The sequence below is a fragment of the Citrobacter sedlakii NBRC 105722 genome (genome assembly GCF_000759835.1).
Lineage (GTDB): Bacteria > Pseudomonadota > Gammaproteobacteria > Enterobacterales > Enterobacteriaceae > Citrobacter_A > Citrobacter_A sedlakii.
This window is the reverse complement of sequence record NZ_BBNB01000001.1, coordinates 249,089-270,549: the sequence shown is the minus strand read 5'-3', so window position 1 is coordinate 270,549 and position 21,461 is coordinate 249,089. Positions and strand designations below refer to the sequence as shown.

21 protein-coding genes are annotated in these 21,461 nt (G+C 56.0%); 12 read left to right on the top strand and 9 right to left on the bottom strand.

Features of this window, described 5'->3' with window-relative positions:
* Window positions 1-45 precede the first annotated feature (45 nt).
* Window positions 46-969: a LysR substrate-binding domain-containing protein gene (locus CSE01S_RS01280; RefSeq protein WP_042283201.1), complete on the bottom strand. Its 924-nt coding sequence runs from the start codon at window positions 967-969 to the stop codon at window positions 46-48.
* 125 nt (window positions 970-1,094) lie between these two features.
* Here CSE01S_RS01280 and CSE01S_RS01275 point away from each other — a divergent pair, with 125 nt between their 5' ends.
* On the top strand, window positions 1,095-1,988 hold the full coding sequence (locus tag CSE01S_RS01275) for a manganese-dependent inorganic pyrophosphatase (protein ID WP_042283197.1): 894 nt from the start codon (window positions 1,095-1,097) through the stop codon (window positions 1,986-1,988).
* Between the two features lie 42 nt (window positions 1,989-2,030).
* On the opposite strand, the gene pcaG is transcribed toward CSE01S_RS01275, so the two are convergent.
* Both pcaG and pcaH read right to left on the bottom strand, forming a co-directional pair.
* Window positions 2,031-2,651, bottom strand: coding sequence for a protocatechuate 3,4-dioxygenase subunit alpha (pcaG, locus tag CSE01S_RS01270; RefSeq protein ID WP_042283194.1), 621 nt, complete (start codon window positions 2,649-2,651; stop codon window positions 2,031-2,033).
* The gene (pcaH, locus tag CSE01S_RS01265) at window positions 2,648-3,388 is read right to left on the bottom strand and encodes a protocatechuate 3,4-dioxygenase subunit beta (RefSeq protein WP_042283191.1); all 741 of its coding nucleotides are present in this window, start codon (window positions 3,386-3,388) and stop codon (window positions 2,648-2,650) included. The genes pcaG and pcaH overlap by 4 nt, the downstream gene beginning before the upstream one ends.
* 238 nt (window positions 3,389-3,626) lie before the next feature.
* On the opposite strand from pcaH, the gene hglS reads away from it, so the two are divergent.
* From hglS to rimL, 5 genes are all read left to right on the top strand, one after another.
* Complete coding sequence (gene hglS, locus CSE01S_RS01260) at window positions 3,627-4,970, top strand: 2-oxoadipate dioxygenase/decarboxylase HglS (RefSeq protein ID WP_042283188.1); 1,344 nt, start codon at window positions 3,627-3,629, stop codon at window positions 4,968-4,970.
* A gap of 45 nt (window positions 4,971-5,015) precedes the next feature.
* The gene (locus CSE01S_RS01255) at window positions 5,016-6,524 is read left to right on the top strand and encodes a carboxylesterase/lipase family protein (protein ID WP_042284691.1); all 1,509 of its coding nucleotides are present in this window, start codon (window positions 5,016-5,018) and stop codon (window positions 6,522-6,524) included.
* A gap of 220 nt (window positions 6,525-6,744) precedes the next feature.
* Window positions 6,745-8,400 (top strand): glucan biosynthesis protein D, encoded by a 1,656-nt coding sequence (locus tag CSE01S_RS01250; protein WP_042283186.1) that lies wholly within the window; start codon window positions 6,745-6,747, stop codon window positions 8,398-8,400.
* A gap of 161 nt (window positions 8,401-8,561) precedes the next feature.
* Window positions 8,562-8,792, top strand: a complete 231-nt coding sequence (locus tag CSE01S_RS01245) for an HP1242/YdcH family protein (RefSeq protein ID WP_042283183.1) — start codon at window positions 8,562-8,564, stop codon at window positions 8,790-8,792.
* 132 nt (window positions 8,793-8,924) lie between these two features.
* Window positions 8,925-9,470, top strand: a complete 546-nt coding sequence (rimL, locus tag CSE01S_RS01240; RefSeq protein WP_042283180.1) for a 50S ribosomal protein L7/L12-serine acetyltransferase — start codon at window positions 8,925-8,927, stop codon at window positions 9,468-9,470.
* On the opposite strand, the gene ydcK is transcribed toward rimL, so the two are convergent.
* Window positions 9,462-10,442 carry a YdcK family protein gene (gene ydcK / locus CSE01S_RS01235; protein WP_042283177.1) on the bottom strand — a complete coding sequence of 327 codons (981 nt, stop codon included), beginning with the start codon at window positions 10,440-10,442 and terminating at the stop codon, window positions 9,462-9,464. The genes rimL and ydcK overlap by 9 nt on opposite strands.
* 112 nt (window positions 10,443-10,554) lie before the next feature.
* On the opposite strand from ydcK, the gene tehA reads away from it, so the two are divergent.
* The 3 genes from tehA (at window position 10,555) to CSE01S_RS01220 (ending at window position 12,964) form a co-directional block, all read left to right on the top strand.
* The gene (tehA, locus tag CSE01S_RS01230) at window positions 10,555-11,559 is read left to right on the top strand and encodes a dicarboxylate transporter/tellurite-resistance protein TehA (RefSeq protein WP_042283174.1); all 1,005 of its coding nucleotides are present in this window, start codon (window positions 10,555-10,557) and stop codon (window positions 11,557-11,559) included.
* On the top strand, window positions 11,556-12,152 hold the full coding sequence (gene tehB, locus CSE01S_RS01225) for a tellurite resistance methyltransferase TehB (protein WP_042283172.1): 597 nt from the start codon (window positions 11,556-11,558) through the stop codon (window positions 12,150-12,152). The genes tehA and tehB overlap by 4 nt, the downstream gene beginning before the upstream one ends.
* A gap of 143 nt (window positions 12,153-12,295) precedes the next feature.
* The gene (locus CSE01S_RS01220; protein WP_042283170.1) at window positions 12,296-12,964 is read left to right on the top strand and encodes a DUF3313 domain-containing protein; all 669 of its coding nucleotides are present in this window, start codon (window positions 12,296-12,298) and stop codon (window positions 12,962-12,964) included.
* Between the two features lie 38 nt (window positions 12,965-13,002).
* On the opposite strand, the gene CSE01S_RS01215 is transcribed toward CSE01S_RS01220, so the two are convergent.
* Window positions 13,003-13,896: a DMT family transporter gene (locus CSE01S_RS01215; RefSeq protein ID WP_042283167.1), complete on the bottom strand. Its 894-nt coding sequence runs from the start codon at window positions 13,894-13,896 to the stop codon at window positions 13,003-13,005.
* A gap of 172 nt (window positions 13,897-14,068) precedes the next feature.
* On the opposite strand from CSE01S_RS01215, the gene CSE01S_RS01210 reads away from it, so the two are divergent.
* Window positions 14,069-14,944: a helix-turn-helix domain-containing protein gene (locus CSE01S_RS01210; RefSeq protein WP_042283165.1), complete on the top strand. Its 876-nt coding sequence runs from the start codon at window positions 14,069-14,071 to the stop codon at window positions 14,942-14,944.
* On the opposite strand, the gene CSE01S_RS01205 is transcribed toward CSE01S_RS01210, so the two are convergent.
* Window positions 14,921-16,087: a benzoate/H(+) symporter BenE family transporter gene (locus tag CSE01S_RS01205; protein ID WP_042283162.1), complete on the bottom strand. Its 1,167-nt coding sequence runs from the start codon at window positions 16,085-16,087 to the stop codon at window positions 14,921-14,923. The genes CSE01S_RS01210 and CSE01S_RS01205 overlap by 24 nt on opposite strands.
* Window positions 16,088-16,180: 93 nt before the next feature.
* Here CSE01S_RS01205 and CSE01S_RS01200 point away from each other — a divergent pair, with 93 nt between their 5' ends.
* Together CSE01S_RS01200 and CSE01S_RS01195 are read left to right on the top strand one after the other, a co-directional pair.
* Window positions 16,181-16,717, top strand: coding sequence for a helix-turn-helix domain-containing protein (locus CSE01S_RS01200; protein WP_042283159.1), 537 nt, complete (start codon window positions 16,181-16,183; stop codon window positions 16,715-16,717).
* Between the two features lie 78 nt (window positions 16,718-16,795).
* Window positions 16,796-18,757: a peptidase U32 family protein gene (locus CSE01S_RS01195; RefSeq protein ID WP_042283157.1), complete on the top strand. Its 1,962-nt coding sequence runs from the start codon at window positions 16,796-16,798 to the stop codon at window positions 18,755-18,757.
* Between the two features lie 104 nt (window positions 18,758-18,861).
* Here CSE01S_RS01195 and CSE01S_RS22000 read toward each other — a convergent pair whose 3' ends face one another.
* From CSE01S_RS22000 to CSE01S_RS01185, 3 genes are read right to left on the bottom strand one after another with little or no spacing between them, the layout of a single operon-like run.
* A complete protein-coding gene (locus CSE01S_RS22000) occupies window positions 18,862-18,990 on the bottom strand; it encodes a DUF2474 domain-containing protein (RefSeq protein WP_001164804.1) in 129 nt (42 codons plus the stop codon).
* A complete protein-coding gene (gene cydB, locus CSE01S_RS01190; RefSeq protein ID WP_042283154.1) occupies window positions 18,990-20,000 on the bottom strand; it encodes a cytochrome d ubiquinol oxidase subunit II in 1,011 nt (336 codons plus the stop codon). Before cydB ends, CSE01S_RS22000 begins: the two co-directional genes overlap by 1 nt.
* Window positions 20,000-21,400, bottom strand: a complete 1,401-nt coding sequence (locus CSE01S_RS01185; protein ID WP_042283152.1) for a cytochrome ubiquinol oxidase subunit I — start codon at window positions 21,398-21,400, stop codon at window positions 20,000-20,002. Before CSE01S_RS01185 ends, cydB begins: the two co-directional genes overlap by 1 nt.
* Between the last annotated feature and the right edge of the window lie 61 nt (window positions 21,401-21,461).

Sequence of the window (21,461 nt, the reverse complement as noted above, 5' to 3'; positions counted from 1 at the left end):
CCGGATAGGGCGCATTCACGCCGCCATCCGGCCAGGCGGTTGCGTTTATAGCGGCATGGATTTACGAATCGCGCCTATCAGCGTTTGCGCGCCGGAAGAAAACGCTGAGTCCACGCGGGTAAGAATACCAATGGGCTCGCCCGCGCCCTGGGTCGGCACCGGCAGGGAGACCAGTGTCGCCTGGCGCAGATCTTCTTTCACCGCCCCGGATGGCACAAACCACACGTAGTCGTAGTCGACGGTAAGCTGGCGCGACAGCGAGGCCGAAAGCGTTTCGATACAGCCGGTGGGCAACTTGCAGCCCTGGCTTTGCAATAACGCCTCGGCGTTTTGCCGTGGCACGGTGCCTTTCGGCGACACCACCACGGGCCACTCCATGACCCGACTGAGAGTGACATTTTCCTGCAATAGCGGATGGCCGGGGCGGACAACCAGCTTTAATGACTCGAGAAACAGCAGTTCGTAATTCAGGCCGCTCATCAGTTCCGGATCGGACATCCGGCCAATGCCGATGTCAATCTCGCCGGATTTCAGTCCCGCCAGCAGCATAGTGTTATTCATGGTGGCCACCTGCAGGGTGGTCTCTTTTTGCTGTTGATGAAACGGGCCAATCACCGCAGGCAGGATACCCAGCGCAGCGGTGGGCAGCGCGCCGATTCTCACTACATCATTGTTTAGACCTTCTTTACGGTTTAGCGCCTGTCCGGCCGTATTGAGCGCATCAAGCACTTTTACCGCATGGGTCAGAAACTGCTCCCCCGGAAGGGTCAGTTGGGCGCCAAGTCGCCCGCGTTCAAACAGGCGGGTTCCGGTCAACTGCTCCAGCTCGTTCAGCGTTTTTGACAGCGCGGGCTGGCTGAGGTTAAGGGTTTCGGCTGCACGCCCCAGTGTTCCTTGTTGAGCGACAGCGACAAATGTATGAAGATGGCGCAATCGGATGCGCTGACTGAACAAACTATTTTTTTCCATAAGCGATGTTAAAAACAGAGCCGTGCCGGTGACAAGTAAAGTTGTTTGTTTTTGATAACTTGATTGCAAAATATAATTAACATTTAACTCATTTAAGTAACAGCGATTTCTCTGCGGAGGGGAAAATGATTCATGTCATAGGCCACCTTAATCCAGACAGCGATGCGATATGCTCGGCGTATATGACCGCGTGCTGGCTTCAGATGCGCGGCTTACCGGCCACGGCCTGGCGTCTCGGCGAACCGAATCGCGAAACCCGCTTTATCTTCGAACAGGCGGGGCTGGACATGCCGCCGTTGTTGACCCTGCCGCTTACCGGGCTTGACGTCTGGCTGGTGGACTTTACGGAGCCATCACAAGGGCCGGAAACCCTTCAGTCCAGCAATGTTGTTGGCATTATTGACCATCACCGACTGGGCGGGCTAATGACCCGCCTGCCGCCGGAGGTGTGGATTAAACCGGTTGGCAGCAGCGCCACATTGCTGTGGCAGTTAATGACGCCGCAGCACAGGGTGCAAGTCACCTCCGCGCAAGCGCAATTACTGCTGGGCGCCCTGTTAAGTGACACTGTCACGCTAAGATCGCCCACGACCACTGACGACGATCGTCAGGCGGTAGCCGAACTGACGGAACAGGCAGGCGTGACGTTAAGCGCCTTTAGTGAGGGATTATTAAGCGCGAAAACCAGCGTGGAAGGCTTAACCGCCAGCGCGCTTCTGCAAAAGGATATCAAGCGCTTCACTCTTCATGGGTTGCAGGTCAGCGTCGCGCAGATCGAGCTTTACTCTCTGGATCAGGTATCCGGCGTGCTGGAAGCCCTGCGAGGCGAGATGGCGGAATACGCTACCCGCAACGGCGCGGATCTGGTGGCGCTGATGCTGACCGATATTAACGCCGGGCATTCGCAGCTGTGGTTTGCCGGTTCACATCAGCCGGCGCTGTCGCAGCCCGTGACGGTCGAGGGTATGCTGAGTCGTAAGAAACAGATGTTGCCCTGGCTGGAGAAGCATCTGGCCTGATGCAAAACGTCAGCGGGCTGAAGCGCCAGCCCGCTGCTACCGTTAAACGTCAAAAAAGACCGTTTCTTTTTCGCCCTGCAGATGAATATCAAAGGTATAGACCGTCTCGTCGCCGCGCTGAACACGCCGGGCAATGAGCGTCTGGCGGCGAACTTCCCATTCGATCAGGTTTAGCACCGGGTCGCGCTGGTTCGCCTCAGGTTCATCGGCAAAATACACCCGGGTGTGCAGGCCAATATTGATGCCCCGGGCGACAATCCACAGGTTAACGTGCGGCGCCATGACCCTGCCGTCACGCCCGACGACGCATCCCGGTTTGATGGTTTCAAAGCGCCAGACGCCGCTGTCGAAGTCGGAACAGGCGCGTCCCCAACCGCGGAAATCAGGGTCAAGTTTCTTATCTTCCTGATGGTCGGCTGGATGGTTATACCGTCCGTGGGCATTGGCCTGCCAGATTTCCAGCAGCACATCGCGCACCGGTGTGCCGGAACCGTCGATCACCCGGCCTTCAAGGGTAATGCGCTCACCTTCGGTATGGCTGTTGGTCAGCGTGGCGCTGACGTTTTTCTCAAAGATCTGAAAGCCTGCCGCGTCCGGCGCTAACCCAATATGCACATACGGTCCCGCCGTTTGTGAGGCGGTTTCCGGTAAATAATCTTTCATCGTGCGACCCCCTGAGTCCGGTTTTCAAACAGTGTGGCGCGCTGGCCTCGCAGCACCAGATCGAAACGGTACGCCAGACAGTCCAGCGGAACGGCGGCGTGTGTGTCCAGTTCGGCAATCAGGGTGCGAACAGCGTCGTCGTTGTTGAGGGTTCTGACAATGGGACACTGCCTGATAAGCGGGTCGCCTTCAAAATACATCTGGGTGATCAGACGCTGGGCGAAGGCATCGCCGGACAGTGAAAAATGAATATGCGAAGGACGCCAGTCGCTGGCCTGATTACGCCACGGATAGGGACCTGGTTTGATGGTGCGGAAAAAATAGTAGCCGTTTTCATCGGTTAACACGCGTCCGCAGCCGCCAAAATTGGGGTCGATAGGCGCGAGATACTGATCTTTCTTGTGGCGGTAGCGGCCACCCGCATTCGCCTGCCAGACTTCAACCAGCGTATTTTTCATCGGACGACCGAAGCCGTCACGAACATAGCCGTGGACAATAATACGTTCGCCAATCGGTAAACCGTCTTTGGCGTAATTCATGATCAGGTCGTTGTCCAGCGGACCCAGATCGCTATCGCTGAATACCGGACCGGTGATTTCCGATAATGAGTTTTGCAAAGAGATCAGCGCATTGCGCGGCGAACGCAGCACGCTGGTTTTGTAGCCAGGGGCAAAGGCCGGCGGATGGCTGTTGTAGTCGCGATGAATGACCTCGCGGGCGAAACGGTTATCTTGCATAGCGAGCTCCTGTACGGGTAAGAGAATTATTGTTTTCAGGTCGCCTGTCAGAGTTTCTGTAAATACAATGTTAATTAAAAGTGAATTTATGTCGATTATTACATAGCCGTGAGTTATAGAAGGGGGGGGCGCAACGCGACGGGCCGATTTTCGGCGGGATCACACTTTGTAAATTCTTCCCCACGGAATGAACGGCCTTTTCTACACTCCAGGTAACATTCACTGGAGACATGACATTATGGCGAACAGCATCACGGCAGATGAGATTCGGGAACATTTTTCGCAAGCAATGTCAGCGATGTACCAGCAGGAAGTTCCGCAGTACGGCACGCTGCTCGAACTGGTCGCTGATGTGAATCTGGCGGTACTGGAAAATAACCCCACCTTGCACGAAAAACTGGCTAACGCCGACGAACTGGCCCGTCTGAACGTAGAACGGCACGGGGCGATACGCGTCGGGACGGCAGAGGAACTTTCCACGTTACGGCGCATGTTTGCGATCATGGGCATGTTTCCGGTCAGCTATTACGATCTTTCTCAGGCTGGCGTACCGGTGCATTCGACGGCGTTCCGGCCCGTCGATGACGCCTCGTTATCGCGAAACCCTTTCCGGGTCTTTACTTCGCTGCTTCGCCTGGAGCTGATTGAAAATGCGGCGTTACGTCAGCGCGCGGCGGAAATCCTCGCCCAACGTGATATTTTTACGCCGCGTTGCCGGGAACTGCTTGATGTCTGGGACAAGCAAAACGGTTTCGACGCGGCACAGGCGCAGGAGTTCGTCGAGGAAGCGCTGGAAACGTTCCGCTGGCACCGTCATGCTACCGTGGACGCGCAAACCTATCTGGCGCTGCATAATGAGCACCGGCTGATTGCCGACGTGGTCTGTTTTCCTGGCTGCCATATTAATCATCTCACGCCGCGCACGCTGGATATTGACCGTGTACAGGCGATGATGCCGGAATGCGGTATCGAACCCAAAATACTGATTGAAGGCCCGCCGCGTCGCGACGTGCCGATCCTGCTGCGCCAGACCAGCTTTAAAGCGCTGGAAGAACCCGTGTTGTTTGCTGGCGAAAAGCAGGGCACACATACCGCGCGCTTTGGCGAAATTGAGCAGCGTGGGGTGGCGCTGACCGTCAAAGGACGGCAGCTTTATGACGCGCTGCTCCAGCGCGCCGGGACCGGGAAAGACAATTTGACGCATCAATTGCATTTGCAGGAGGTGTTTAAAGCATTTCCTGACAGCGAATTCCTGTTGCGCCAGCAAGGGCTGGCCTGGTTTCGCTATCGACTGACGCCGACGGGCGAAGCGCATCGTCATGCCATTCACCCTGGTGACGACCCGCAGCCCCACATTGAACGCGGTTGGGTGGCGGCGCAGCCCATTACCTACGAAGATTTTTTACCGGTCAGCGCAGCGGGCATTTTCCAGTCAAACCTGGGAAATGAAACCCAGGCGCGCCGTCATGGTAATGCCAGCCGCGACGCGTTTGAGCAGGCGCTGGGATGCCCGGTGTTGGACGAGTTTACGCTGTACCAGGAGGCGGAGGAGCGCAGTAAACGGCGTTGCGGCCTGCTTTAATCAAGGTATGCTGTAGGAATTTGCAATTACCGGGTAAACATGGACATGGTAAATCCCACTATTCCGCTGGCCGATACCGTACAGGGAAAACTGATCGGTGTCGTTGAGAAAGACATTCATATCTGGCGCGGTATTCCCTATGCCGCGCCGCCGGTCGGCGAACGGCGCTGGCGCGCGCCGCAGCCGGTCACTCCCTGGTCCGGTACGCGTCAGGCTGATACGTTTTCCCGTGCCAGCTGGCAGGACATCGAATACTGTAAAGCGCTGGGCGGCGGCGATCCGGGCGCGTTCTCCGAAGACTGTCTCTACCTTAACGTCTGGTCTCCTGCCGGGCGGCGCGCACCGCTGCCAGTGATGGTCTGGCTTCATGGCGGCGGCTATACCCTGGGCGCTGCAAGCCTTCCACCGTATGACGGCCTTGCGCTGGCGAAGCGCGAGGTTGTGGTCGTCACCGTCAATTACCGTCTGGGTCACCTGGGCTTTTTCGCTCATCCGGCGCTGGAAGGGGAAAGCGATGAGTGCGTGAATAATTTTGCGCTGCTCGATCAAATCGCCGCGCTGCGTTGGGTACAGGAAAATATCGCTGCGTTTGGCGGCGATCCGCAGAACGTGACGCTGTTTGGTGAATCCGCAGGCGCGCGCAGCGTACTTTCCCTTTTGGCGTCGCCTAAGGGCAACGGCCTGTTTCACAAAGCGATTGTGCAGAGCGGTTACACCTTACCGGATACGCCGCGCGAGATTGCCCTTGAAAACGGTATTGCGCTGGCGGGGCACTTCGGATTGCAAAACGCGACGGCTGAACAGCTGCGTGCGATTCCGGCAGAGGCTTTCTGGCCGCTCGGCGCGCCGTACAAAATCGCCCCGACGCCGATCTCTGGCGACGCCGTGTTGCCCGAACCGATGCTGGATGTCTTTTTTGCGGCGAAGCAGCATCCGGTCCCGCTGATGATCGGTTCCAACAGTGACGAAGCGAGTGTGATGGCCGTTTTCGGCGTCGATCTGGCTGAACAAATCCAGAAACTGCGCCGCGAACGCAGGCTGGGTCTCGGCCTGATTAAATTGCTCTATCCCGGCGTGAAAGGGGACGAAGAGTTGGGGCGTCAGGTGTGTCGCGACATGGCCTTTACCGCGCTCGGCTATGTGGTGATGCAGGCGCAGCAGCGGGTAGGAGAACCCTGCTGGCGCTACTGGTTCGATTATGTGGCGGAAGCCGAGCACGATACCTACGCCAACGGCGCGTGGCATGGCAACGAGGTGCCTTATGTGTTTGATACCCTCACGCTCGCCGAGCCTGCGCGAGACTACGTGAATGAAAACGATCTGGCCTTCGCCGCGCAGGTCGCCGACTACTGGGTCAACTTTGCCCGTCACGCCAGCCGTACCTGCGATACGCTTCACGGCCCGGTACGCTGGCCTGCCTGTATCAAAGGACGCGACCGGCTGCTGCGAATCGGCCTGAACAAGCGAGCGGGTTTCAAGGTTGAAAACCGGTTTATGCGCGCGCGTCTGGCGCTGTTTAAGCGAGTCATGACCCAACACGTCAGTCTCGACTAGCTTTGCAAAAGTTGAAGGTCGCGAGAAGCAAGTTTACATGGGAATCAGTCAGTTCCGATCGACAGAAAATATTTTACGTTTTGCTCAGATAATCAGCGGCCAACAATTGGATTATTAATGAAATTTGTCTAGAGTGAGCGGTCAGAATTATGCTTCCTCTTGCCGCTGTCGAGCGCCAGCGCGGGACCATTCACGAGACCAGAAGGACTGATTTTCAGGTATGAATCGCAGACGATTTATTAAAGGTTCAATGGCAATGGCCGCCGTGTGCGGTACCGGCGGTATTGCTTCACTCTTTACCCGCGCCGCATACGCGGCCGAATCAGATATCGCCGACGGGCAAACTGTGCGGTTTGATTATTCGGTGCTGCAATCCATGGCCCACGATCTCGCGCAGAAACCGTGGGGCGGCGCGCCACGCGCGTTGCCGGACACCCTGGCGAATCTGACGCCTCAGGCTTACAACAGCATTCAGTATGACGCCGCCCGGTCGCTGTGGAATAACGTCGAGGGCCGCCAACTGGATGCTCAGTTCTTCCACGTGGGGATGGGCTTCCGTCGCCGGGTGCGCATGTTCTCTGTCGACGCCGCCACGCATATGGCGCGTGAAATCCACTTCCGCCCGGAGCTGTTCAAATATAACGACGCGGGCGTGGACACTAAACAGCTTGAGGGCCAAACCGACCTCGGTTTTGCCGGTTTCCGCGTATTCAAAGCGCCCGAACTGGCGCGACGTGACGTCGTGTCATTCCTTGGCGCCAGCTATTTCCGCGCGGTGGACGATACCTATCAGTACGGCCTGTCTGCCCGTGGTCTGGCGATTGACACCTACACCGACACGAAAGAGGAGTTCCCGGACTTTACCGCTTTCTGGTTTGATACAGTGAAGCCGGGGGCCACCACGTTTACCGTGTATGCGCTGTTAGACAGCCCAAGCATTACCGGCGCCTATAAATTCGTGATCCACTGTGAGAAGAGCCAGGTGATCATGGACGTTGAAAATCGCCTGTACGCCCGCAAGGACATCAAACAACTGGGTATTGCGCCGATGACCAGCATGTTCAGCTGCGGCAATAACGAACGCCGCATGTGCGATACCATTCATCCGCAGATCCACGACTCTGACCGACTGGCGATGTGGCGCGGCAACGGCGAATGGATCTGTCGCCCGCTGAACAACCCGCAAAAATTGCAGTTTAACGCCTATACCGACAACAACCCGAAAGGCTTCGGTCTGCTGCAGTTGGATCGGGACTTTAGCCACTATCAGGACATTATGGGCTGGTACAACAAGCGTCCGAGCCTGTGGGTGGAGCCCCGTAACCAGTGGGGCAAGGGCACCATCGGGCTGATGGAGATCCCGACCACGGGCGAAACGCTGGATAACGTGGTCTGTTTCTGGCAGCCGGAAAAATCGATCAAGGCGGGAGATGAACTGACGTACAAATACCGACTGTACTGGAGCGCGCAGCCGCCGGTTCGTTCGCCGCTGGCGCGCGTGATGGCTACCCGTACCGGTATGGGCGGATTTCCGGAAGGCTGGGCACCGGGCGAGCATTATCCGGAAAAATGGGCGCGTCGTTTTGCCATTGATTTCGTTGGCGGCGATCTGAAAGCTGCGGCGCCTAAAGGCATTGAGCCGGTGATTACGCTTTCCAGCGGCGAAGCGAAGCAGATTGAAATTCTCTACGTCGAACCGTTCGACGGCTACCGCATCCAGTTTGACTGGTATCCTACCTCTGATTCGACCGAACCGGTGGATATGCGCGTGTTCCTGCGTTGCCAGGGCGAGGCGATTAGCGAAACCTGGCTGTATCAGTATTTTCCTCCCGCGCCGGACAAGCGTCGCTATGTCGATGATCGCGTGATGCGTTGATCCTCGCGACGCCCTTTGCAAGGCAAGGGGCGTCAGCGTTTCCCCGAAATATCTGTACAAGAACTAAACACGATCCCGTTCGCATTTTTCCCTGACTCAAATGAGTAAGCTGAAGATGTGTATTTCTTATACACGCGTTTGTTCACTAACAGGGAGAGCGTATGTTTCCAGAATACAGAGATCTGATTTCCCGACTGAAAACCGAGAACCCTCGCTTTCTGTCTCTTTTCGAAAAGCACAATAACCTTGATCACGAAATAGCCAGGCTGGAAGGCGCCGATGGTCGGGGATACAATCTCGAAGTCGTTCGCCTTAAAAAACAGAAACTCCAGCTAAAGGACGATATGCTCAAAATCTTACAGAAAGAGAGTGCTAACGAGAGTCAGGTATAACCGCTCCCGTTCTCTGAAAAGGGCTTCCCACGCATCGGGAGGCCCTTCTTGTTTTGGCTAAGTGTTTGCATTACCGCTGAAAAATCTGCTAAACAGAATGCTGGGCGGCGGTACGGCAAAACAGGAGTCAATATGACAGAAACAATCAACGCGGGCGAGAACCTGCAGCTGCAGGCGGTTGCGGAGCATCATATTGCGCCACTGCATCAGCTGGTGCGCAAAAACAGCGCCTGGCTGCAGCAGTCGCTGAACTGGCCTGCGTCAGTGCGCGAGGAAGAAGACACGCGTAAAAGCGTGCAGGGGAATATCCTGTTGCATCAACGCGGCTATGCGAAAATGTACATGATTATGGCCGGCGATGAACTGGTGGGCGTACTGTCGTTTAATCAGATTGAGCCATTAAATAAAGCTGCATATATCGGTTACTGGCTGGATGAGTCGCATCAGGGAAAAGGCACGATGTCACGCGCGCTTCAGGCGCTAATGCGCCACTACGCTGAGCGCGGCGAGGTGAGGCGCTTTGTGATTAAATGTCGGGTGGCCAATCACGCCAGTAATCAGGTTGCCCGGCGCAACGGCTTTGAACTGGAAGGCTGTCTGAAACAGGCTGAATACCTGAACGGCCGCTATGACGACGTGAACCTTTATGCCCGTATTATCAGCGCGTCATCAGACTGAGCCAACCAGCGGGGTGCGGGTGATATACTGCTCGCCTTGGTAGACTTTGGGGCCACGCAGATGAATGGCCTCATCGCCTGAAGCCTCGATAACGGTTGAACCGCCAATATCCACGTGATTTTCGATCACTACTTCGCCGTTAATACGCGCATCGCCCTCAATCAACACGTGATCGTCAAGTAACATCGGGCCGCCGCACAGTCGCGCCTTTCCACCCACCATTACGTGATGTTTGAGCACGCAGTTGCCTTCTACCGTCGCCTGTTCGGCAACCTGCGAACTGTAGCGTAGAGTGGGGATCGCGTCTTCCTCGAAACCCGCGATGACGCGCGCGTGGCCGTATACTTTGGCGCAATCACACAACCAGACGTTATTTTCAGCGTTGCCTTCAACAAGCGCGAAATCAAACACTTCGGCCCGGTGTTCGATAAACGCATGGGTGACAATGGCGTCCCCATAGATTTGCGCCTGATGTACAATCTGAGAATGAGCGACCGTGGCACGATCGTAAATCTGTAAAAGTTGATCGCATTCGGTCGTCATTCCCCGCGCGGCAAAAATTTCTGACTGGTGCAGAATGCGTGCATCGCCGGACAACCGACACTCACCGCGTACGGTGGACGCCTGAACAGTGACGTTGTCACTTATTTCAGCGCCGTGACTTATCTCCGCGTGGTCTATCCAGACATTATCGCCAATACGTGCGCCGTCGCGAATGACGCAGGGCTGGGTGATGCGGGCGTTTCCGCTGATTTTAGCGCCAGAAAAAACCAGCGAATTTTCATCGTAGATCCAGCACGTGCCTTCCTGAGACAATGCGCTTTCGTGATCGAGCCAGCCGCCGACATCGCCGGCTTTGACATCGTTGAAGTCAATCAGGGCGATAATCTGGCGCAAAAGGACATGCTGTTTCCGATCGTTTTCCTGATAGCTGAAGGCGCGCGGGGTCTCATCAAGGCGGTATTTTTGCATACAAGGTATCCGTGGTTTCGCTCACTATAACCGTAGCAAATTTTACGTCGCTGGCTAAACGCAGAGAAATTACATAAAATGCATTTAAAATATACTTTATAAATTAAACAAAATGCGTAAAGAAAAAGCAGGTGATTGTGTTCTGAATTTGCCCGCCGGCTATTTTGGCATGGTGCTGGGGACTATTGGGATGGGCTTTGCCTGGCGCTATGCCAGTCATATTTGGGCCGTCAGCCACTGGATTGGCGACGCGCTGGTGATCCTGGCGATGGCGATATGGGGACTGCTGACGCTGGCATTTATGACCCGGCTGGTGCGTTTTCCGCACAGCGTGATTGCGGAAATTCGCCATCCGGTCATGAGCAGTTTTGTCAGCCTGTTTCCGGCGACCACAATGCTGGTCGCTATCGGGTTTGTTCCCTGGAGCCGGCCGCTGGCGGTGGCGCTGTTCAGCATAGGCGTGGTGATCCAACTGGCCTATGCCGCCTGGCAAACGGCGGGGCTGTGGCGCGGCGCACATCCACAAGAGGCCACCACGCCGGGGTTGTATCTGCCGACCGTCGCCAATAATTTTATCAGCGCGATGGCCTGCGGCGCGCTGGGTTATACCGATGCCGGTCTGGTCTTTCTGGGCGCGGGGGTCTTTTCGTGGCTCAGCCTTGAGCCGGTGATCCTGCAGCGCCTGCGTAGCGCCGGAGAACTCCCCACCGTACTGCGGACATCTCTTGGCATTCAACTGGCGCCCGCGCTGGTGGCCTGTAGCGCCTGGCTTAGCGTTAACGGCGGCGAAAGCGATACGCTGGCGAAGATGCTGTTTGGCTATGGCCTGCTTCAGTTGCTTTTTATGCTGCGGCTGATGCCGTGGTATTTGTCACAACCCTTTAATGCCTCCTTCTGGAGTTTCTCGTTCGGCGTGTCAGCGCTGGCCACGACAGGGCTGCATCTCGGTCATGCCAGCGAGTCCGGTTTTTTCCACAGCCTCGCCGTGCCTTTATTCATCTTTACGAATGTTATTATTGCATTATTGCTGGTCCGTACGTTCGCGTTACTGGTGGAAGGTAAACTGCTTATCCGCACTGAACGTTCGGCGCTGTTAAAAACTGAGGATAAAAAATGACCCTTCGCGACGAACATTACTTTACTGAAAAATATGATTTAACCCGCACCCATTCTGAAGTGCTGGATGCTGTCAGGGTGGTTAAGCCGGGTAAAACGTTGGATTTGGGCTGCGGCAATGGCCGTAATAGTCTGTATCTGGCAGCGAACGGTTTTGATGTGACCGCATGGGATAAAAACCCGATGAGCATCAAGAATGTTGAGCGTATTAAAGCAGCCGAAGGGCTGGAGAATCTGCAAACCAACGTGGTGGATCTTAATGCTCTACGTTTTGACGGCGAGTACGATTTTATCCTCTCGACCGTGGTATTGATGTTCCTTGAGGCCAACACGATCCCGGGGCTCATCGCTAACATGCAGCGTTGTACTAAACCGGGAGGGTATAACCTGATCGTCGCGGCGATGGATACGGCAGACTACCCCTGCACCGTTGGTTTTCCGTTTGCCTTCAGGGAAGGGGAACTGCGCGACTACTACGCAGGTTGGGAGCAGCTGAAATACAATGAAGATGTTGGTGAGCTACATCGTACCGATGCGAACGGCAACCGGATTAAGCTGCGTTTTGCCACCCTGTTAGCTCGCAAAATGGCGTGATGCCGGAAGGATGAGTACGCCATTTATTTCTGGACAAAAAAGGGTCGGTAAAGTGTGGTTTACTTACCATTTTTAATGCAACATAAATGATTTCCCTTTGCTATTATTGCGCATGCATATGTGCACATTTAAGGGATCGTTTCATGCGTACTCGTACTTTTTTCAGCGTTGCTATGCTTGCAGGGTTACTGACCTTATCCGGTTGTGCGTCAAAAATCACACAACCGGAAAAATATTCTGGCTTTTTAAAGGATTACTCCAGCCTCGAGGAAACGACATCGGCATCAGGACAGCCGGTGCTGCGTTGGGTTGATCCTGACTATAATGCCGCCAATTACGACAGCGTTGTCTGGACGCCCATCACGTATTACCCGGTACCCAAGCCGAACACGCAGGTCGGTCAGAAGGTCCTCGACGAGTTGTTGAATTACACTAACACCAAAATGAAAGGCGCCATTGCGCAGCGTAAACCGCTGGTGACCACGCCTGGCCCGCGTAGCCTGATCTTCCGTGGCGCCATTACCGGTGTTGACGCCAGCAAAGAAGGGTTGCAGTTCTATGAAGTGGTGCCGGTTGCGCTGCTGGTTGCCGGAACGCAAATGGCGACGGGACACCGTACCATGGACACCCATCTCTACTTTGAAGGCGAGTTAATCGACGCGGCGACCAACAAGCCTGTTATTAAAGTGGTTCGCCAGGGCGAAGGGAAAGATCTGAACAACGAAAGTACGCCGATGGCGTTTGAAACGCTTAAGCAGGTCGTGGATAACATGGCCACCGACGCCACCATGTTTGAAGTTCGCCAGAAATAACGCCGTTCTTCTCGCGCCATCGCCCGATGGCGCTGTGACTACGCCAGCCGCCGACGCAAAAGCGCTGGCGGTTTTGCGAACATCACCAGATTGCCCAGTAAGATCAGCGCCAGCCCCACGACCGCATTCATCTGCCAGACATAGCCTTCGTAGAAAGTGGAGATCGACAGCGCGACCAGCGGAAACAGCAGCGTACTGTAAGCGGCGTTGCCGGGGCCGATACGCCCGACCAGGGTGAAATAAGCGCCAAAAGCAATCACCGAACCAAAAACCGCCAGATACAGCAGGGCGCCCAGGTAACTGACGGTCCACTGCGGCATAAAACTGTCGCCGCGCAGCAGGGCGATGATGGCAATCAAAAGCGTACCGTACAGCATTGCCCAACTGTTCGTGGTCATGATTTCCAGCCCGTTCTTTTGATGTCGCAGGCTGATCATATTACCGAGTGAAAAGCCGAAGGTGCCCAGTGCGCTAAGTCCAATTCCCCAGAGCAGTTCCTGGCTAAAGCCGCTGCCGACCAGATCCTGCCAGAACAGCGTCACGATCCCCGTCAGTCCCAGCGCGGCAGCGGCAAAGAAGCGAGCTGGCGGCTTTTGTGCGAAGAAAATAAAGCTGTTCACTGCGTTAAACAGCACCGCCATAGAGAAAATCACCGATTCCAGCCCCGTGTTGATCCACGCGGCGGCGGTATAAAAACACCAGAAGTTAAAACAAAAGACACACGCGCCCTGCAACAGACAGAACAGATGGTCGCGGGGCGTCAGTTTGCGCAGTTTGCCCCGTACCAGAAGAATGACCATCATCAGCGCCGTCGCTACGGCAAAACGCCAGAAGATAGACACCGGGGCGGCCACGGGGCCCTGTTGCAGATAAATGGCGATCCACGTCGTGCCCCAAATCATTACCACCAGACAGTACAACAATGCATTCATCACGTTTTACCTCTTATCAAACGATGACTCACTGTCACAAAATTGCCGGGAATGCGCTTTCATCCCCTTGCGCCACACTTGCAAAATCTTGCGCTTTTTTCCTTTGAGGGCATGGTAAGCGCGGCAACCTGCGATAGACTGAGGATCTGCTAAATGTTGTCGATATGGTGATATGTCCCGGTCCTACGATGCGTTTGAAAACCTGCGCAAACATAATGCTGTGCTGCATGAGTCAGTCGCGCTGCATTCTGGCGTCCAGCTGGCGGCCTGGTCGAACAAGCGCGATACCATTACGCAATATTGCGATCATCACACCCTCAGTCTGTACATTGAGGATGGCTATGAGAGTTATCACAAAACGTCCAGCGGCTGGGAAAACGGCGGCGGGCCGGATCGGTTTTGTCTGATGCCAAAAGAGAGCGAATCGACGTGGGATATTCGCGACGACTTATCCTTTGTGCATCTTTACTGCACCGATGTGCACCTGCGCGAAGTGGGCGAAAAAGTGTGGGACAAAAGTCCTTACCGTTTCACACTCGAAGAACGGTTATTTGGCAACGACCCGGGTATCACCGCCGTCTATCGCCAGTTTTTTCTCGGTAACGACTGGCAGCAGCCCGCCAATCACCTGACGCTGAGCGCGGCCTCGTCGCTGTTGATGACTCACTTGATCCAGCACTACAGCAACGTCCAGTGGCGCCTGCCTACCGTAACCGGCGGACTGGCGCCCGTGACGCTGCGCAACGTGCTGGCGTACATCGATGCCCATCTGGCGGAACCGCTGACACTTGCCGACTTAGCCCGCGAGGCGGCGCTCAGCGAATTTCATTTCGCCCGTATGTTTCGCCAGTCGATGAAAATGGCGCCGCATCAGTATGTGATGCAGCGACGCATGGCGCTGGCGAAGCAACTGGTGTGTCACACCCGTCAACCGTTAACCGACATTGCGCTGGCCTGCGGGTTCAGCTCCCCGAGCCATTTCAGCAACCGCGTTAAGCAGGTGACGGGGAAAACACCCTCGCAGCTACGCGCGGCGGGAGAAGGTTAACGTGGCGAAGCAGACACCACCCGCCATCAGCCCCCAGAATGCCGAGCCGATACCCCACAGCGTCACACCGCTGGCGGTGACCAGGAACGTGACGATAGCCGCATCGCGATCCGCGTCATGGTTCAGCGCCTGATACAGACTGCCGGAGAGGGTGCTTAACAGCGCTAATCCTGCCAGCATCTGCACGCCGCTCACCGGTAGCGCCGCCATTATGCCGGTAATCGAACTGCCGAAAATCCCCGCCAGAAGATAAAACACCCCGGCTGACGCTGCCGCCAGCCAGCGCTTTGACGCATCCGGATGCGCATCCGAACTTTGACAGATTGCCGCTGTGATGGCGGCAATGCAGATGGAATACACGCCAAATGGCGATAACAGCAATGCCAGCAGGCCCGTCACCACGATCAGCGGTGAAACAGGCACGTCATAGCCGCTGGCCTTCATTGTCGCTACGCCGGGCGCATTCTGTGACGCCATTGTGACCAGAAATAGCGGTACCGCCACGCCTAACGCGTGCGCCAGAGAAAACGAAGGCGCAATAAACGTCGGTATAACCGGAGCGACGCTCAACGTACGGGTCACCACTTCGCCCTCAAGCCATGCCACCAGTGCGCCCGTGAACAGTGCGGCAATGACGGCATAGCGCGGAGCAACTCGCTTTAACGCCAGCCAGGCCAGCAACATACTGCCGCACAGCATCAAATGGCCCTCCAGATTGGTGAAGGCCTGCAAACCAAAACGCAGCAGAATGCCAGCCAGCATCGCGGCGGCGAGCGAGTGGGGGATAATCCTCATCATGCGCGCAAACAGACCCGTTATTCCGCAGATGACAATCAGCGCGTTAGCGACGATAAACACGCCAACCGCTTCCGTCAGCGTTACCCCCTGCAAGCCCGTGACCAACAGCGCCGCGCCAGGTGTAGACCATGCCGTCAATACCGGAGCGCGATACCACAGTGACAGGCCCAGCGTACTGACGCCCATGGCGATGCCGAGCGCGGTCATCCAGCCGGCGATCTGTTCGGCGCTGGCGCCTGCGGCCACGGCGGCCTGCCAGATAATAGCTGCCGAGCTGGCATAGCCGATGAGGACCGCCACAAACCCTGACAGAAGCGTCGGTAGCGGAAGCGAGAAAGCGCGCATAGCAACCTCTTGTGCGTTATAACGGTCGCTTGAATCTACCATTTGAGCGTTATAGCGCACAAGTGGTAAGCTGCTGTTTTTGGGAGAACGCGTATGGACAATCTCACACAGTATCTGGCGAGCACGCTGAAAACGTTGCGCACCCAGCGCGGCTGGAGCCTGTCGCGCCTGGCGGACGCGACAGGGGTGTCGAAAGCCATGCTTGGGCAGATCGAACGGAACGAATCCAGCCCGACCGTGGCGACCCTGTGGAAGATCGCCACCGGGCTGAATGTCCCGTTTTCTACGTTTATTTCACCGCCGGAATCGACGCCTTTGCCGACGTTTGATCCTCAGCAGCAGGAAATGGTGGTGACGCCGCTGTTTCCGTGGGATCCGGAACTTTGCTTCGACCATTTTTCCATTCTTCTGGCGCCCGGCGCGCTCAGCGAATCCACGCCGCACGAGGCGGGGGTAATTGAGCACGTCGTGGTGATCTATGGCGAGCTGGAGATGTGTATTAACGCGCAGTGGCGGACGATCAAAACCGGAGAAGGCGTTCGTTTCGCCGGTGATCACGCCCATGCCTATCGCAACACCAGCGCGCAAACAGTCCATTTTCATTCGCTGATTCATTACCCGCGCAGTTAAGCGGGAAAACTATTTCGCAATGCCGCGCTTCTGACTACAATAGCCGCCATTTTGCTGCTACTGGATAAAAACAACGCTATGCGCCAGCACCCACATCGCCTTGAATTGTTAAGCCCGGCACGTGACACCGCCATCGCCCGCGAAGCCATTTTACACGGCGCGGACGCCGTTTATATTGGCGGTCCCGGCTTCGGCGCGCGTCATAACGCCAGCAACAGCCTGAAAGATATCGCCGAACTGGTGCCGTTTGCCCATCGCTTTGGCGCGAAAATCTTTGTTACGCTGAACACCATTCTTCATGACGATGAGCTGGAACCCGCCCAGCGCCTGATTACCGATCTTTACCAGACCGGCGTCGACGCGCTGATCGTTCAGGATATGGGGATCCTTGAACTTGACATTCCGCCGATTGAACTGCATGCCAGCACGCAATGCGACATCCGTAGCGTCGAAAAAGCGAAATTTTTGGCTGACGTCGGTTTCACCCAGATTGTGCTGGCGCGCGAGCTGAGCCTTGCGCAAATTCAGGCGATTCATCAGGCGACCGATGCCACTCTCGAATTTTTCGTGCATGGCGCGCTCTGCGTCGCATATTCCGGCCAGTGTTATATTTCTCACGCCCAGACCGGACGTAGCGCCAACCGCGGCGACTGCTCCCAGGCGTGCCGTTTACCGTACACCCTGAAGGACGATCAGGGCCGGGTTGTGTCTTACGAGAAACATCTGCTGTCGATGAAAGACAACGATCAAACCGCTAACCTCGGCGCGTTAATTGATGCAGGTGTACGCTCCTTCAAAATTGAAGGGCGTTATAAGGACATGAGTTACGTAAAAAATATCACCGCCCACTATCGGCAAATGCTGGATGCGATCATTGAAGAGCGCAGCGATCTGGCGCGCGCGTCTTCCGGTCGCACCGAGCATTTCTTTATCCCGTCCACGGATAAAACGTTCCATCGCGGCAGCACCGATTATTTTGTCAATGCGCGCAAAGGCGATATTGGCGCCTTTGACTCACCAAAATTCATCGGCTTACCCGTTGGCGAAGTGCTGAAAGTGGCGAAAGATCACCTTGATGTTGAAGCCAGTGAACCACTGGCGAACGGCGATGGCCTGAACGTACTGATCAAACGTGAGGTGGTTGGTTTTCGTGCCAATACTGTCGAAAAAACCGGGGAAAACAGTTATCGCGTCTGGCCGAACGAGATGCCTGCCGACCTGCACAAAGTGCGCCCGCGACATCCACTGAACCGTAATCTCGATCATAACTGGCAGCAGGCGTTAACCAAAACCTCCAGCGAGCGGCGGGTAGCGGTGGATATCGAACTCGGCGGCTGGCAGGAACAGCTGATCCTGACGTTAACCAGCGAGGAAGGGGTGAGCGTAACGCACACGCTGGACGGTCAGTTTGACGACGCCAACAACGCTGAAAAAGCGCTGAGTAACCTCAAGGACGGGCTGGCGAAGCTGGGGCAGACGCTCTACTACGCGCGTGACATTCAGGTTAACCTACCCGGTGCGCTGTTTGTGCCAAACGGGCTGCTCAACGCGTTCCGTCGGGAAGCCATTGAGATGCTGGATAAGGCGCGACTTGCCCGCTACAAACGCGGCGTGCGCAAACCGGTCTCAGATCCCGCGCCGGTCTACCCGCAGACGCATTTGAGTTTTCTGGCAAACGTCTATAACCAGAAGGCGCGTGAGTTCTACCATCGTTATGGCGTACAGTTGATCGACGCGGCGTATGAAGCGCATCAAGAAAAGGGCGATGTGCCTGTGATGATCACCAAGCATTGCCTGCGTTTTGCCTTTAATCTGTGCCCGAAACAGGCGAAAGGTAACATCAAAAGCTGGAAAGCGACGCCAATGCAACTGGTCAACGGTGATGAGGTGCTGACGCTGAAATTTGACTGTCGCCCGTGTGAAATGCACGTTATCGGCAAGATTAAAAATCACATTCTTAAAATGCCGCTGCCGGGCAGCGTGGTGGGTTCCGTCAGTCCGGAAGATCTGATGAAAACGCTGCCGAAGCGTAAACCTTAATCCTTTGCGACATCAGCCCGGTGGCGTTTACCGGGCCTTTGTGTCGGTATTTATTTCCGCCGGTTAACGCCTGGCCCAAAGCCGACATCCGGCGAGGTGTCCGCTTAATGCGCTTTAAACCCCGCCGCGGTCATGAGCAGGCGAAAAAACATGCCCACCGCCGCCAGCGCCAACACGCTGCCGCCCCAAAGGATGACCAGCCACATCAGGCGTTTCCAGAGAGAATGTTGCATCAGTGATACCCCTCGCCATGTTGCACTTTGCCGCGAAACACATAGTAACTCCAGAAGGTGTACACCAAAATCACCGGAATGATGAGCAGCGCACCGACCAGCATAAACCCCTGACTCTGGGCGGGGGCGGCTGCCTGCCAGAGGGTAACCGAAGGCGGAATAATGTGCGGCCAGATACTGATGCCCAGGCCGCTGAAACCAAGGAAGATCAGCCCGAGCGTCAGCACAAACGGGAACGTGTGGTTTTCCGGACGACCTAGTGTGCGCCATAACCAGACGCTGAACGCGATCACCAGCACCGGAACTGGCAGCAGATAACCCAGGTTGGGAAGCGTAAACCAACGGTCGGCGATCGCCGGATGCGCTAACGGTGTCCAGAGGCTGATTATCGCGATTGACAACAGCAGGGCCAGCAGCAGTTTTTTCGCGACGCTGCGCATTTTATCCTGCAGCGGATTTTCGCTTTTCATCACCAGCCAGGTTGCGCCTAAGAGCGCATAGGCAACGACCAGTCCGACGCCACAGAACAGAGTGAAGGGGGTTAACCAGTCGAACGGCCCGCCGCTGTAGCGGCGACCGGTCACCGGGAAACCGTTGATCACTGCGCCAACCACGATCCCCTGTGCGAAGGTAGCCAGAATCGACCCGCCGAGAAAAGCATGGTCCCAAAATGGGCGGTGGGCTGGCGTGGCCTTGAAGCGAAACTCGAAGGCCACGCCGCGAAAAATCAGTCCGATCAGCATCAGCGTCAACGGAATGGTCAGCGCATCGATAATAACCGCATAGGCCAGCGGGAAAGCCCCAAACAGCCCCGCGCCGCCCAGCACCAGCCAGGTTTCATTACCGTCCCATACCGGCGCGACGCTATTGACCATCACATCACGATCCTCTGCGTCTCGTGTGACAGGAAACAGAATGCCAATACCCAAATCGAATCCATCCATCACGATATACATTAGCGTGGCGAAGACGATGATCACAAACCAGATAACCGATAAATCTATACCCATTAGCGATGTGCCTCATGTTGAGAATCGAGGACGGCGGCGGAAAGCGGCCTGGCGGGTGTGCCCGTCGGCGGCGCGGAATCATCTTCCAGCGGCCCTTTGCGGATCAGGCGAATCATGTAGCTGTAGCCGACGCCAAAGACAGAGCTGTAGATAACAAAGAAAGCGAGCAACGAAATGCTCATATGTAAATCGCCGTGGGCCGACACCGCGTCGGCAGTACGCTGTAAACCGTACACCACCCACGGCTGGCGTCCGACCTCAGTGGTCACCCAGCCCGCGAGAATGGCGATGAGCCCCGAGGGTCCCATCCATAGCGCAAAGCGCAGGAACGGGCGCGAGGTGTAGAGGCGCTGCCTGTAGCGCAGCCAGAGCGCACAGAGCCCCAGCAGGACCATTAACATGCCCAGGCCGGCCATGATGCGAAACGACCAGAACACGATCGTCGAGTGAGGGCGATCCTCTTTGGCGAATTCTTTTAGCGCCGGAACCTGTTTATCCAGACTGTGCGTCAGGATCAGGCTTCCCAGCGCCGGGATCGCCAGTCCATAGCGGGTGCGTTCCTGTTCCATATCCGGCCAGCCAAACAGCAGCAGCGGCGTGGGCTCACCCGGCGGGTTTTCCCAGTGACCTTCAATCGCGGCGATTTTAGCTGGCTGATGTTTCAGGGTGTTCAGCCCATGCATATCGCCGATTAACGCCTGCACCGGCGCGACAATAAGCGTCATCCACAACGCCATGGAAAACATCGTGCGAATGGCTGGCGTTGTGTTGCCGCGCAGCAGATGCCAGGCTGCCGAAGCGCCGACAAACAGCGCGCTACTGAGAAATGCGGCGACGGACATATGCAGCAGGCGATAAGGGAACGAAGGATTGAAGATAACGGCGAACCAGTCCACGGGCACAACCTGGCCGTTGACGATCTCAAACCCCTGCGGCGTTTGCATCCAACTGTTAGACGCCAGGATCCAGAAGGTGGAAATGAGGGTGCCAAGCGCCACCATGCAGGTTGAGAAGAAATGCAAACCCGGACCGACTTTATTCCAGCCAAACAGCATCACCCCGAGGAATCCGGCTTCAAGGAAGAAAGCGGTCAGCACTTCATAGGTAAGCAACGGCCCGGTAATACTGCCTGCGAATTCCGAAAAGCCGCTCCAGTTGGTGCCGAACTGATAGGCCATCACCAGACCGGAAACCACGCCCATGCCGAAATTGACGGCGAATATTTTTGACCAGAAAAGGTACAACGAGCGCCAGACCGGATTTTTGCTTTTTAGCCAAAGGCCTTCCAGCACCGCCAGATAACTGGCAAGCCCAATGGTGATCGCCGGAAAGATAATGTGAAAAGAAACCGTAAAGGCGAACTGGATCCTTGCCAGGTGAAACGCATCAAGACCAAACATGCCTGACTCCGCACTAAAAATTGATTCAGCGCAATTCTAGGCGTGTGAGGCAATGAGGGGC

Coding starts and splice junctions, on each gene's coding strand:
- pcaG (WP_042283194.1), bottom strand. CDS start 2,651: ATGAAAGATTATTTACCGGAAACCGCCTCACAAACGGCGGGACCGTAT.
- CSE01S_RS01220 (WP_042283170.1), top strand. CDS start 12,296: ATGCGTACTCGTACTTTTTTCAGCGTTGCTATGCTTGCAGGGTTACTG.
- CSE01S_RS01205 (WP_042283162.1), bottom strand. CDS start 16,087: ATGCGCGCTTTCTCGCTTCCGCTACCGACGCTTCTGTCAGGGTTTGTG.
- CSE01S_RS01280 (WP_042283201.1), bottom strand. CDS start 969: ATGGAAAAAAATAGTTTGTTCAGTCAGCGCATCCGATTGCGCCATCTT.
- ydcK (WP_042283177.1), bottom strand. CDS start 10,442: ATGCAAAAATACCGCCTTGATGAGACCCCGCGCGCCTTCAGCTATCAG.
- tehB (WP_042283172.1), top strand. CDS start 11,556: ATGACCCTTCGCGACGAACATTACTTTACTGAAAAATATGATTTAACC.
- CSE01S_RS01275 (WP_042283197.1), top strand. CDS start 1,095: ATGATTCATGTCATAGGCCACCTTAATCCAGACAGCGATGCGATATGC.
- CSE01S_RS01195 (WP_042283157.1), top strand. CDS start 16,796: ATGCGCCAGCACCCACATCGCCTTGAATTGTTAAGCCCGGCACGTGAC.
- CSE01S_RS01245 (WP_042283183.1), top strand. CDS start 8,562: ATGTTTCCAGAATACAGAGATCTGATTTCCCGACTGAAAACCGAGAAC.
- CSE01S_RS01255 (WP_042284691.1), top strand. CDS start 5,016: ATGGTAAATCCCACTATTCCGCTGGCCGATACCGTACAGGGAAAACTG.
- cydB (WP_042283154.1), bottom strand. CDS start 20,000: ATGGGTATAGATTTATCGGTTATCTGGTTTGTGATCATCGTCTTCGCC.
- hglS (WP_042283188.1), top strand. CDS start 3,627: ATGGCGAACAGCATCACGGCAGATGAGATTCGGGAACATTTTTCGCAA.
- CSE01S_RS01210 (WP_042283165.1), top strand. CDS start 14,069: ATGTCCCGGTCCTACGATGCGTTTGAAAACCTGCGCAAACATAATGCT.
- rimL (WP_042283180.1), top strand. CDS start 8,925: ATGACAGAAACAATCAACGCGGGCGAGAACCTGCAGCTGCAGGCGGTT.
- CSE01S_RS22000 (WP_001164804.1), bottom strand. CDS start 18,990: ATGCAACATTCTCTCTGGAAACGCCTGATGTGGCTGGTCATCCTTTGG.
- tehA (WP_042283174.1), top strand. CDS start 10,555: ATGCGTAAAGAAAAAGCAGGTGATTGTGTTCTGAATTTGCCCGCCGGC.
- CSE01S_RS01200 (WP_042283159.1), top strand. CDS start 16,181: ATGGACAATCTCACACAGTATCTGGCGAGCACGCTGAAAACGTTGCGC.
- CSE01S_RS01185 (WP_042283152.1), bottom strand. CDS start 21,400: ATGTTTGGTCTTGATGCGTTTCACCTGGCAAGGATCCAGTTCGCCTTT.
- CSE01S_RS01250 (WP_042283186.1), top strand. CDS start 6,745: ATGAATCGCAGACGATTTATTAAAGGTTCAATGGCAATGGCCGCCGTG.
- pcaH (WP_042283191.1), bottom strand. CDS start 3,388: ATGCAAGATAACCGTTTCGCCCGCGAGGTCATTCATCGCGACTACAAC.
- CSE01S_RS01215 (WP_042283167.1), bottom strand. CDS start 13,896: ATGAATGCATTGTTGTACTGTCTGGTGGTAATGATTTGGGGCACGACG.